At 70.3% G+C, this 13,769-nt stretch carries 1 protein-coding gene (cut by a window edge); it reads left to right on the forward strand.

Features of this window, described 5'->3' with window-relative positions:
- Positions 1-2 precede the first annotated feature (2 nt).
- Positions 3-13,769, forward strand: the start of a protein-coding gene (locus amrb99_RS20380; RefSeq protein ID WP_190858212.1) for a non-ribosomal peptide synthase/polyketide synthase. It continues 16,119 nt past the right edge of the window; only the first 13,767 of its 29,886 coding nucleotides appear in the window; it begins with the start codon at positions 3-5; the stop codon falls past the right edge of the window.

A 13,769-nucleotide genomic window follows, 5' to 3' on the forward strand; every position in this document is an offset into this window, starting at 1 on the left:
GGATGTCAGCCGAGGAATTCCTCGAGAACCTGCGAGAGCGCGGGGTGCGCCTGCAGATCGCGGGCGGGCGCCTGCGCGTCAAGGCGCCCCGGGACGTGCTGACCGAGGACCTCCGGGCACGACTGGAGGACTACCGGGAGGAGATCGTCGGGCTCCTGGAGCAGCGGCAGGCCGACGGCGGCGCCGGCCGCGTCCCCGGGGTGGTCCCGGTGGCGCGGGACGAGCGGCTGCCGTTGTCGTTCGCGCAGCAGCGGCTGTGGTTCCTGGGGCAACTGGAGCCGGAATCGGTGGAGTACAACGTCTCGCTGCCGGTGTGGCTGGGCGCGGTGGACGTGGGCGCGTTGTCGGCGGCGCTGTCGGCGGTGGTGGGACGGCATGAGGTGCTGCGGACGCGGCTGGTGGCGGGTGAGGACGGGGTGCCGTTCCAGGTGATCGATCCGCCGTCGCGGTTCTGGCTGCCGGTGGTGGACGTGGCCTCTTCGGCGGATCCGCGCGGGACGGCGGGTGCACTGGTGGGGTCGGACGCGGCGGAGCCGTTCGACCTGGCCATGGGGCCGCTGATCCGCGGCTTCCTGGTGCGGATGTCGGGTGAAGAGCACGTGCTGGTGCTGTCGCTGCATCACGTGGTGAGCGACGAATGGTCGGGCCGCATTCTGCGGCGCGAGCTGTCCGCGTTGTACGAGGCGTTCCGGCGGGGCGAGCCGGATCCGTTGCCGGAATTGCCGGTGCAGTATGCGGACTTCGCGGTCTGGCAGCGCCGGTGGCTGTCGGGTGAGGTCCTGGAAGAGCAGTTGGCGTTTTGGCGGGAGCGGTTGGCTGGGGTGCCGGTGTTGGAGTTGCCGGTGGATCGTCCGCGTCCGGTGGTGCGGTCGTCTGCGGGTGCGGTGGCGGGTTTCCCGGTGTCGGGTGAGGTGGCCGAGGGTTTGCGCGTGGTGGCGCGTGAGAGTGGCGCGACGATGTTCATGACGGTGTTGGCGGCGTTCATGGTGCTGTTGGGGCGGTATGGGGGTCAGGACGATGTGGTGGTGGGGACGCCGGTGGCGGGGCGTGGTCGGGCGGAGACCGAGGGGTTGATCGGGTTTTTCGTTAATACGTTGGTGTTGCGGGTGGATTTGTCGGGGGATCCGTCGTTTGTGGAGTTGTTGGGGCGGGTGCGCCGGGTGGCGTTGGAGGCGTATGCGCATCAGGATGTGCCTTTTGAGCGGTTGGTCGATGAGCTGGTGTCGGAGCGGGATCGGTCGCGGACGCCGTTGTTCGAGGTGTTCTTCAATTACGTGACCGGCGGCGGCGAGGGGCTCCTGGGCGGTGAAGTGGACGGTCGCACAAACGGCCGGGCCAATGGTCATGCTGATCGCGGGGGGAATGGTCGTGGTGTGTTGGCTGGTGCGGCACCGCGGGTGGCGTTGTGTGATTTGACGTTGACGGTGGCTGATGGTGGTTCGGGTGGGTTGGCGGGGGGTTTGGAGTACAGCGCGGCGTTGTTCGATGGGTCGACGGTTCGGCGGATGACGACGCATTTGGGGGTGTTGTTGGAGGCGGTTGCGGTGGATCCGGGTGTGCGGTTGTCGCGGTTGCCGGTGTTGACGTCGCGGGAGCGGGAGCGGGTGGTGTCGGGGTGGAATCGGGCGGTGGCGCCGGTGCCGGCGGAGGGGGTTGTGGGTCGGGTTCTGCGGTGGTCGGTGGAGTGCCCGGACGCGGTCGCGGTGGTGGCTGATGGCGTCTGCGTGACTTACGGGGGCCTGGTGGCGCGCGCGGCGAAGTTGGCGGGTTATCTGCGGGGGCTTGGTGTCGGTGCGGAGTCGGTGGTGGGGATCTGTGTCGAGCGTGGCGCAGAAATGGTGGTGGCCGTTCTGGGCGCCTGGCTGGCCGGAGGTGCCTACGTACCGCTGGACCCGGAGTATCCGGCGGACCGGCTGGAATTCATGCTGGCCGACAGCGGCGCCGACGTCGTGGTGACGATGACGGAACCGGCGGCCGCATTGGCGGCGGTGCCGTCCGCGATGAACCGGGTGGTGCTGGATGACCCGGCGACGATCGCGGCCGTGGCGGAATCGCCCGCGGTGCGTGATGGCGCGGCAAGTGCGGCTGGTTTGGCGGCGGTGATTTATACGTCGGGGTCGACGGGGCGGCCTAAGGGTGCGTTGGTGACGCATGGGTCGTTGGCAGGGGTGTTCGGGGGTTGGGAGGTGGCGCATTTCGGTGGTGAGCGGTTGCGGTGGTTGTCGGTGGCGAGCATGAGTTTCGATGTGTTCACCGGTGATGTGGTGCGGGCGTTGGGTTCGGGCGGGACGTTGATTTTGGGTGATCCGGGTGTGGTGTTGTCGGTGCGGGATTGGGCGGGGCTGCTGGCGGCGGAGCGGGTGGGGGCGTTGGAATGCGCGCCGCGTTATGCCGATCAGTTGGCGGATCTCGTCGGTGAGGCGGTAGTGCGGTTGCCGGGGCTGCGTTTGCTGGTGGTGACGACGGACGTGTGGCGCGTTTCCGGGGTAGCGCGGGCGCGCGCTGCGCTGGGTGATGGCGTGCGAATTTTGACGGCTTATGGCGTCACCGAGGCAACGATCGATTCCACGTATAGCCCGCTGGATGGGGTCGGCCAGGCGCCGGACGGCCAGGCGCTTGATGGACCGGTGCCGGTGGGCGGGCCGTTGCCGGGCGTCCGGGTGTATGTGCTCGATCGGTACATGGGGCCGGTGGCGGTGGGAGTGGCCGGTGAGGTGTTCATCGGTGGCGTGGGGGTGGCGCGCGGGTATGGCGGTCGTCCCGCGTTGACGGCCGAGCGGTTCGTGGCGGATCCGTTTGCCGGTGATGGCTCGCGGCTTTATCGGACCGGCGACCGGGGGCGCTGGCGCCCGGGTGGGCAGTTGGAGTTCCTGGGCCGTGCCGACGAGCAGGTCAAGGTGCGCGGATTCCGGATCGAGCCCGGCGAAGTCGAAGCGCTATTGGAATCGCATCCGGCAGTGTCCGCCGCAGTGGTTGGAGTCTGGGGGGTGCAGGAACACACAAGGTTGGCGGCGTGGCTGGTGCCGACCGACCCTGCCGCCGGTATCCCGACGGTGAGTGAGTTGCGCGGGCATCTGGCTGAGCGGGTGCCGGAGTTCATGGTGCCGTCGGTGTACACCGAGGTGGCGGCGTTGCCGTTGTCGCCGAACGGGAAGGTGGACCGGTCGGCGCTGCCGGCGCCGGATGTCTCGCGTCCTGATGTGGGTGTGTTCACGGCTCCGGCCACCGCGACCCAGGAGTTGCTGGCGGGGATCTGGGCGCTGGTGCTGGAGGTCGAGCGGGTCGGCGCCGATGACAACTTCTTCGAGCTGGGCGGCCATTCACTCCTGGCCACCCAGGTCATCTCACGCGTCCGCGAAGTGTTCGGCACGGAGGTGCCGGTGGCCGCGTTGTTCGACCACCCGACGGTGGCCGGATTGGCGGACGTCGTCGAGGGTCCCAGCGCGGAAGTGCCGGTGCCACCGGTAGAGCCCGCCGGGCGGGACCAGCGCCTGCCGTTGTCGTTTGCGCAGCAGCGGTTGTGGTTCTTGGATCAGATGGAGCCGGGGTCGGTGGAGTACAACGTGCCGGTCCCGGTCGGTCTGGGCGGTGGAGTGGATGTGGCCGCGTTGGGGGCGGCGCTGGGTGCGCTGACTCGCCGTCATGAGGTGCTGCGGACCCGGCTGGTCGCCGGCCACGACGGGGTCCCGTACCAGGTGATCGATCCACCATCACCGTTCCCGCTGCCGGTGGTCGATGTGTCGGGTGCCGCCGATCCCCGACGCGCGGCGGAAGCGCTGGTGATGGCGGACGCCGCCGAACCCTTCGACCTGGCCGCCGGCCCGGTCATCCGCGCCTGCCTCGCCCGGGTCGGCACCGACCGGCATCTGCTGGTGCTGTCGGTGCACCACGCCGCCTTCGACGAATGGTCAGCCCTGATCCTGCGCCGCGAACTGCGCGCCCTGCATACCGCGTTGGGTGCCGGTGAGCCCGCTCCGCTGCCGCCGCTGCCGGTGCAGTACGCCGACTACGCCCTCTGGCAACGCACCTGGCTCAGCGGAACCGTCCTGGAAACCCAACTCGCCTATTGGCGTGACCAACTCGCCGCACTGCCGACGCTGGACCTGCCCACCGACCGGCCCCGCCCCGCCATCCGCACCACCAACGGAGCAGCGGTCCGATTCACCGTCCCCGCTCCCACTGTCGAGCAGTTGCGGCAACTCGCCCGTGACCACGGCGCCACGATGTTCATGACGACGATGGCCGCGTTCGCCGTCCTGCTCGGCCGCTACACCAGCCAGCACGACATCCCGATCGGCACACCGATCGCCAACCGCAACCGCGCCGAAACCGAGAACCTCATCGGCTACTTCGTCAACACCCTGGTCATCCGTACCGACCTGACCGACGACCCCACCTTCGCAGAACTACTGGAACGGCTCAGGGCCACCGCCCTGGCCGCCTACGCCCACCAAGACCTGCCCTTCGAACAACTCGTCGACGAACTGGTCACCCAACGAGACCGCTCCCGCACCCCCCTCTTCCAAACCCTCTTCAACTACGACACCACCGCTGGCGTCGGCGGCGGAGCCGATACAGCCGCGAACGGGAGCCGTCCCCAGGCGGGTGAGGGCGCTGTCGCACGCCAGAACACGGATGACGTGGATGGGGACGTGGTGGCGCAGACGGATGTGCGATTGGTGCTGGTGGAGCGGGGCGGCGGGTTGGCGGGTGCGGTCGAGTACAGCACGGGGTTGTTCGATCGGGACTCGATAGCGCGGCTGGTGGGTCACTTCGGCGCGCTGCTGGAGGGGATCGCTGACGGTGGCGGACTTCGGCGGCTGTCGGAGCTGCCGGTGGTGTCGGCGGCGGAGCGGGAGGAGTTGCTGCGCTGGGCCGTGGGCGTCGAGGCCGGGGTCGGCAGTGGCACGGGTGCCGAGGTCGCGGTCGACGGCATGGACGGCGTGGTCGGCTTGGTCCTGGGCCACGCCGAGGTGCGGGCGGACGCGGTGGCGGTCGTGGTCGGCGACGTGTCCATGACCTACGGCCGGCTGGTGGAGAGCGCGGCTCGGCTGGCGGGTTACCTGCGGGGACTAGGCGTCGGCCGGGGTTCGGTGGTGGGGCTTTGCGTGTCCCGCGAAGTGGAGATGGTGGTCGGCGTACTGGGCGTGTGGCTGGCCGGGGCGGCGTACGTGCCGTTGGACCCGGGATACCCGGCGGACCGGCTCGGTTACATGCTCGCCGACAGCGGTGCCGCCGTCGTTGTGGGCGCCGAGTCGCTGGTGGCGGAGATGCCGGTGGGACGGGGCGTCCGGGTAGTAGAGCTGGACGACCCGATGACGGCGGCGGCGATAGCGGCATCCCCGGTGACGCGTGATGCTGCGGCTGGTGAGGGCCTGGCGTACGTGATGTACACGTCGGGGTCGACGGGTCGGCCGAAGGGTGTGCTGGTCGGCCACGGTGGTGTCGCGAATCTGGTGGCGGGCCAAGGCCCGGTGTTCGGAATCACTCCGGGTGTGGTGGTGGCGGGGTTCGCCTCGTTCAGCTTCGATGCCGCGGTCTCAGAGGTGTGGGTGACCCTCGGTCGCGGCGGACGGCTGGTGATCGTGGGTGAGGACGAGCGGGTGGACACCGCGCGGCTAGCGCAGGTGTTGGCTGCGGCGGGGGTCGGAGTGGTGACGTTGCCGCCGTCGGTGGCGCGTGTGGTCGACCCGGCTCAGTTCGCGGGTTTGGCGACGTTGGTGTTGGCGGGCGAGCGGGCTGACGGGCATCTGGTGGCCCGATGGGCGGACCGCTGCGTGGTGGTGAACGCCTACGGACCGACCGAGGCATCAGTGTGCGCGACCGCTGGGCCGGTGGATCCGGCTGCGATTGCGGCTGCGGGTGGCGTGGTGCCGATCGGGACCCCGCTGCCGGGCCTGCGGGTGCATGTGCTGGACGAGCAGTTGAGCCCAATGCCGCTAGGCGTGGCCGGTGAACTGTTCATCGGTGGCCTGGGGTTGGCGTGGGGTTATGCGGGACGCGCGGCGCTGACCGCCGAGCGGTTCGTCGCCGACCCGCTGGCCGGTGACGGGTCTCGGTTGTACCGCTCAGGCGACCGGGCACGGTGGCGTCCGGGCGGCGTGCTGGAGTTCCTCGGCCGGATCGACGAGCAGGTCAAGGTACGGGGGTTCCGGATCGAGCCCGGCGAGGTCGAGGCCGTCCTGACCGCCCACCCCCACGTCAGCGCCGCCGCGGTGGCCGTCACCGAAGGCCAGGACCCGCAGCTGGCGGCGTGGCTGGTCCCCGGCGACCCCGACACCGGTATCCCCACCGCTGCCGAGCTGCGCGAGTTCGCCGGCAGGCGGCTCCCCGAATTCATGATCCCCGCCCACTTCACCGAGATCACCCAACTGCCGCTGACCCGCAACGGGAAACTCGACCGCGCGGCCCTGCCCGCACCCGACACGGCCCGGCCCGACCTCGGCGGATTCACCGCGCCGGCCACTCCGGCGCAGGAGCTGCTGGCGGGGATCTGGGAGCAGGTCCTGGGAGTGGAGCGGGTCGGGGCCACCGACAACTTCTTCGAGCTGGGCGGTCACTCGCTGCTGGCGACGCAGGTGATCTCGCGGGTCCGGGACGTGTTCGGCACGGAAGTGCCGGTGTCGGCGCTGTTCGATCACCCGACCGTGGCGGGCCTCGCCGAGGTGGTCGAGGGCACCGCGTCCGGTGTGCCGGTCCCCGGGGTGGTTCCGGTGGGGCGGGACGGGCGGCTGCCGTTGTCGTTCGCGCAGCAGCGGCTCTGGTTCCTGGACGTCCTGGAGCCGGGGTCGGTGGAGTACAACGCGCCGATGCCGCTGCGGTTGCCGGCGGTGGATGTAGCGGCGCTGGGTGCGGCGTTGTCGGCGGTGGTGCGGCGGCATGAGGTGTTGCGGACGCGGCTGGTGGCGGGTGAGGACGGGGTGGCGTTCCAGGTGATCGATCCGCCGTCGCCGTTCCGGCTGCCGGTGGTAGACGTGTCCGCTGCTGCCGACCCACGCGAGGCGGCGGGCCTGCTGGTCGGCGCGGATGCGGTGGAGCCGTTCGACCTGGCGGCCGGGCCGCTGATCCGCGCGTGCCTGGTGCGGCTGTCCGGCGACGAGCACGTGCTGATCCTGACGGTGCACCACGTCGTCTTTGACGAATGGTCGGCCGGGATCTTCCATCGCGAATTGGCCGCGCTGTACGAGGCGTTCCGGCGCGGCGAGCCGGATCCGCTATCCCCGCTGCCGGTGCAGTACGCGGACTTCGCGGTGTGGCAGCGACAGTGGCTGACCAGCGCTGTTCTAGAGGGTCAGTTGGCGTTTTGGCGGGAGCGGTTGGCTGGGGTGCCGGTGTTGGAGTTGCCGGTGGATCGTCCGCGTCCGGTGGTGCGGTCGTCGGTGGGTGCGGTGGCGGGTTTCCCGGTGTCGGGTGAGGTGGCTGAGGGTTTGCGCGTGGTGGCGCGTGAGAGTGGCGCGACGATGTTCATGACGGTGTTGGCGGCGTTCATGGTGCTGTTGGGGCGGTATGGCGGTCAGGACGATGTGGTGGTGGGGACGCCGGTGGCGGGGCGTGGTCGGGCGGAGACCGAGGGGTTGATCGGGTTCTTCGTTAATACGTTGGTGTTGCGGGTGGATTTGTCGGGGGATCCGTCGTTTGTGGAGTTGTTGGGGCGGGTGCGTCGGGTGGCGTTGGAGGCGTATGCGCATCAGGACGTGCCGTTCGAGCGGTTGGTCGATGAGCTGGTGACGGAGCGGGACCGGTCGCGGACGCCGTTGTTCGAGGTGTTCTTCAATTACGTGACCGGGGGCGGCGAAGGGCTCCTGGGTGGCGAGGAGAACGGTGAAGAGAACGACCAGGAGGATGGTCGTGGTGTGTTGGCTGGTGCGGCGCCGCGGGTGGCGTTGTGTGATTTGACGTTGACGGTGGCTGATGGTGGTTCGGGTGGTTTGGCGGGGGGTTTGGAGTACAGCTCGGCGTTGTTCGATGGGTCGACGGTTCGGCGGATGACGACGCATTTGGGGGTGTTGTTGGAGGCGGTTGCGGTGGATCCGGGTGTGCGGTTGTCGCGGTTGCCGGTGTTGACGTCGCGGGAGCGGGAGCGGGTGGTGTCGGGGTGGAATGGGGCGGTGGCGCCGGTGCCGGCGGAGGGGGTTGTGGGTCGGGTTCTGCGGTGGTCGGTGGAGTGCCCGGACGCGGTCGCGGTGGTGGCTGACGGCGTCTGCGTGACTTACGGGGGCCTGGTGGCACGCGCGGCGAAACTGGCCGGTTATCTGCGGGGGCTGGGGATTGGTGCGGAGTCGGTGGTGGGGATCTGCGTCGAGCGAGGCGCGGAAATGGTGGTGGCCGTTCTGGGCGCCTGGCTGGCGGACGCGGCGTATCTGCCGCTGGACCCGGGATATCCGGCGGAGCGGCTCAAGTTCATGGTCGCTGACGCTGGGGCGGAAGTGGTGCTCGGGCATCGAGCGGTGGCGGACGCGGTGTCCGGCGTGGTGGCGGGAGGTGCCGCACAGGCGGTGTGGCTGGATGACCCGGAGGTGGCGGCGGAGATCGACCGGGGCGAGGCCGGAATTCCAGCAGGCGGGGTTAATGGCGACGGGTTGGCGGCGGTGATTTATACGTCGGGGTCGACGGGGCGGCCGAAGGGTGCGTTGGTGACGCATGGGTCGTTGGCGGGGGTGTTCGGGGGTTGGGAGGTGGCGCATTTCGGTGGTGAGCGGTTGCGGTGGTTGTCGGTGGCGAGCATGAGTTTCGATGTGTTCACCGGTGATGTGGTGCGGGCGTTGGGTTCGGGTGGGGTGTTGGTTTTGGGTGATCCGGGTGTGGTGTTGTCGGTGCGGGATTGGGCGGGGTTGTTGGCGGCGGAGCGGGTGGGGGCGTTGGAGTGTGCGCCGCGTTATGCCGATCAGCTGGCGGATCTCGTCGGTGCGGCGGGAGTGCGGTTGCCGGGGTTGCGTTTGCTGGTGGTGACGACGGACGTATGGCGGGTTTCCGGGGTGGCGCGGGCGCGCGCTGCGCTGGGAGACGGCGTGCGGGTGCTGACGGCCTACGGCGTCACCGAAGCAACGATCGACTCGACCTACAGCCCGCTGGAGGGGCTGGCAGAGATGGACGGGCCGGTGCCGGTGGGCGGGCCATTGCCGGGGGCGCGGGTGTATGTGCTCGATCGGTACATGGGACCGGTTGCCGTAGGGGTGACAGGTGAGGTGTTCATTGGTGGCGTGGGGGTGGCGCGCGGGTATGGCGGTCGTCCCGCGTTGACGGCGGAGCGGTTCGTGGCGGATCCGTTTGCCGGTGATGGTTCACGGCTTTATCGGACCGGGGATCGGGGGCGGTGGCGCCCGGGTGGGCAGCTGGAATTCCTGGGCCGTGCCGACGAGCAGGTCAAGGTACGCGGATTCCGGATCGAACCCGGCGAAGTCGAAGCGGTACTGCATTCGCATCCCGCCGTGGCTGCGGCGGCAGTGGCCGTCGCGGGCGATGAGGCGGGAGCGCGGCTGGCGGCCTGGCTCGTCCCTGCGGATCCCGGCGTGGGAATTCCGGCGTCGGGAGAGCTGCGGGAGTACGTATCCGGGCGGCTGCCGGAGTTCATGGTGCCGTCGGTGTTCACCGAGGTGGCGGCGTTGCCGTTGTCGCCGAACGGGAAGGTGGACCGGTCGGCGCTGCCGGCGCCGGATGTGTCGCGTCCTGACGTGGGTGTGTTCAAGGCTCCGGCCACCGCGACCCAGGAGTTGCTGGCGGGGATCTGGGCGCTGGTGCTGGAGGTCGAGCGGGTCGGCGCCGATGACAACTTCTTCGAGCTGGGCGGCCATTCACTCCTGGCCACCCAGGTCATCTCGCGCGTCCGCGAAGTGCTGGGGGTCGAGGTGCCGGTGGCGGCGCTGTTCGACCACCCGACGGTGGCGGAGCTGGCGGACGTCGTCGATGGTGCTGACCGAGTGAACGTTCCTGCGGTCGTTCCGGTGCCGCGGGACGAACGGTTGGCGTTGTCGTTCGCGCAGCAGCGGTTGTGGTTCCTGGATCAGATGGAGCCGGGGTCGGTGGAGTACAACGTGCCGGTCCCGGTCGGGCTGGGCGGTGAGGTCGATGTGGCCGCGCTGGGGGAGGCGCTGGGTGCGCTGACCCGACGGCATGAGGTGCTGCGGACCCGGCTGGTCGCCGGCCACGACGGAGTCCCGTACCAGGTGATCGACCCGCCATCACCGTTCCCGCTGCCGGTGGTCGATGTGTCGGGCGCCGCCGATCCCCGACGCGCAGTGGAAGCCCTGGTGGTCGCGGACGCCGCCGAACCCTTCGACCTGGCCGCCGGCCCGGTCATCCGCGCCTGCCTCGCCCGGGTCGGCACCGACCGGCATCTGCTGGTGCTGTCGGTGCACCACGCCGCCTTCGACGAATGGTCAGCCCTGATCCTGCGCCGCGAACTACGCGCCCTGCATACCGCGATCGGTGCCGGTGAGCCCGATCCGCTGCCGCCGCTGCCGGTCCAGTACGCCGACTACGCCCTCTGGCAACGCACCTGGCTCAGCGGAACCGTCCTGGAAACCCAACTGGCCTACTGGCGTGACCAACTCGCCGCACTACCCACCCTGGACCTGCCCACCGACCGGCCCCGCCCCGCCATCCGCACCACCACCGGAGCAGCCGTCCGATTCACCGTCCCCGCTGGCACCGTCGAGCAGTTGCGGCAGCTCGCCCGTGAACACGGCGCCACGATGTTCATGACGACGATGGCCGCGTTCGCCGTCCTGCTCGGCCGCTACACCAGCCAGCACGACATCCCGATCGGCACACCCATCGCCAACCGCAACCGCGCCGAAACCGAGAACCTCATCGGCTACTTCGTCAACACCCTGGTCATCCGCACCGACCTCACCGACGACCCCACCTTCGCAGAACTGCTACAGCAGCTCAGAACCACCGCCCTGGCCGCCTACGCCCACCAAGACCTGCCCTTCGAACAACTCGTCGACGAACTGGTCACCCAACGAGACCGCTCCCGCACCCCCCTCTTCCAAACCCTCTTCAACTACGACACCACCCGTGGGGCGGAAGGAAATGCCGGGACGGAAGGCGGCCGGCAGCCGGCGGCGGACGGGCCGGAGGTATCGCTGCCGCTCAGGTGCGATCTGGAACTGAACCTGGCGGAAGAACACGACGGCGGTCTGTCCGGTTCACTTCTCTACAGCACCGCGCTCTTCGATGCCGACCGGATACAGCGGCTCGCCGGATACCTGACCGCGGTGCTGGACGCCGTCGCGGCGAACCCGCACGCACGGACGAGCAGCATGCAGCTGCTTCCAGCGGACGAGCGGCAGCGACTTCTCGAGAGCTGGAACGACACCGAGATGCGCACGCCCTCGGTGCCGAGTGTGGTGGACCTGATTCTCGAACAGGCCGCCGAATCCCCGGACGCGGTCGCCGTGACCGTCGGTGACACGCACCTGACCTATGCCGGATTGGTGCTGCGTGCAGGTCGGCTCGCGGGGACGCTGCGCCGGATGGGCGCCGGGCCGGAGTCAGTGGTGGCGCTGTGCCTCGAACGCGGCACCGACATGGTCCTGGCCGGGCTCGCGACGTGGCTGGCGGGGGCGGCGTATCTGCCGCTCGATCCCGGGTATCCGCCCGCCCGGCTGGCGTTCATGCTCGCCGACAGCGGAGCGCGGGTGTTCGTCGGGCACCGGGGCGCGACGGATCGGCGACCGGCGGACGGGCACCTGCCCGCGGGCGTACCGGCGCTGTGGCTGGATGACACGCGGACGAGCCCGGACCTGGAGCAGCCGGCGGACGCGGCGCCGCGGTCGCCGCAGGCGCCGGGACGGCAGGCCTACATGATCTACACGTCCGGGTCGACCGGGGTGCCGAAGGGAGTGTCCGTATCGCAGCAGAACTTGATGAACCTGCTGCTGACGATGGCGCGGCGGCCCGGCCTCGCGGCGGACGACGTCCTGCTGGCGGTCACGACCTTCGGCTTCGACATCGCCGGGCTCGAGCTGTGGCTGCCGCTGGTGACGGGGGCACGCGTCGTGGTCGCGGAGCCGGGGACGGCCGTGTCGGCGGAGGCGCTCGCGGCGGAGATCGACCGGCGGGGCGTGACGGTGATGCAGGCGACCCCGGCCACGTGGCGGCTGCTCGCCGAGAACGGCTGGGCCGGTTCGGCGGGCCTGCGCGCGCTGTGCGGCGGGGAGGCGCTGCCGGCGGGGCTGGCGGGATGGCTGCTGCCCCGGGTCGCGGAGCTGTGGAACATGTACGGGCCGACCGAGACCACCATCTGGTCGGCCTGCCGGCAGATCACCGACCAGGCGGCGGTCACGCTGGGAGGTCCCGTCGGCAACACGCGCATGTACGTGGTCGACCCGTTCCTGAACCCGGTTCCGGTGGGAGCGGCGGGCGAGCTGCTGATCGCGGGCGCCGGCGTGGCCCGCGGGTACCACGCGCGACCGGGGCTGACCGCGGAACGGTTCGTCGCCGACCCGTTCGCGGCCGACGGGTCGCGGCTGTACCGGACCGGTGACCTGGCACGCCGGCGGGTGGACGGGCGGCTCGAGTACCTCGGCCGGATCGACCAGCAGGTGAAGCTGCGCGGTTTCCGCGTCGAACTGGGCGAGGTGGAGGCCCTGATCTCCGGCCACCCGGGGGTCCGGTCTGCGGTGGTGGCGGTGACCGGCGAGGGCGCGCGGGCGCGACTGGCCGCCTGGCTCGTCCCCGCCGACGCGAGCGCTGGCATCCCGGCGGCCGGCGAACTGCGGGAGCGCCTGCGGGAGCACCTGCCGGAGTACATGATCCCCGCGTTCTACACCGAGATCGCGGCCGTGCCGCTGACCCCCGCGGGGAAGACCGACCGGGCCGCCCTCCCGGCTCCGGGCACCGGACGGACGGCCCCAGCCGGTGAGTTCCGCGCCCCGGCCACTCCGGGTGAAGAGCTGCTGGCCGGAGTCTGGGCCGAGATCCTGGGCGTCGGCCAGGTCGGAGCGGACGACGACTTCTTCGATCTCGGCGGGCACTCGCTGCTGGCCGTCCAGGTGATATCGCGGATCCGCGACGTGTTCGGCGCGGAAGTGCCGGTGGCCGCGCTGTTCGATCACCCGACGGTGGCGGGCCTCGCGAACGTCATCGCGGGACCCGGCACCGGGATCCCGGCACCGCACGTCGAACCGGCGGACCGGACGGAGCGGCTGCCGCTCTCGTTCGCGCAGCAGCGCCTCTGGCTCGTCGATCAGATGGACCCCGGGTCGGTCGAGTACAACATGCCGATGCCACTGGCGATGGGCGGGGTGGCCGTCCACGCGCTGGGGGCGGCGCTGTCGGCGCTGGTCGAGCGGCATGAGGTGCTGCGGACGCGGCTGGTGGCGGGCGAGGACGGGGTGCCGTTCCAGGTGATCGACCCGCCGTCGCGGATCCGGCTGCCGGTGGTGGACGTGTCGGGGGCGGCGGATCCGCGGCAGGCGGCGGAAGCGCTGGTGGTGGCGGACGAGGCGGAGCCGTTCGACCTGGCCGCGGGGCCGCTGATCCGGGCCTGCCTGGTCCGGGTAGGCAAGGGCCGCAACGTGCTGGTGCTGTCGGTGCATCACATCGTCTTCGATGAATGGTCGGCGGGGATTTTCCGGCGTGAGCTGGCGGCGCTGTATGAGGCGTTCCGGCGTGGTGAGGCGGATCCGTTGCCGGCGTTGCCGGTGCAGTATGCGGATTTCGCGGTGTGGCAGCGTCAATGGCTGACTGGTCAGGTGCTGGAAGGGCAGTTGGCGTACTGGCGCGAGCAGCTGGCGGACGCTCCGGTGCTGGACCTGCCCACC

This window comes from Actinomadura sp. RB99, from assembly GCF_014706005.1.
In the GTDB taxonomy this organism is placed as follows: Bacteria; Actinomycetota; Actinomycetes; order Streptosporangiales; family Streptosporangiaceae; genus Spirillospora.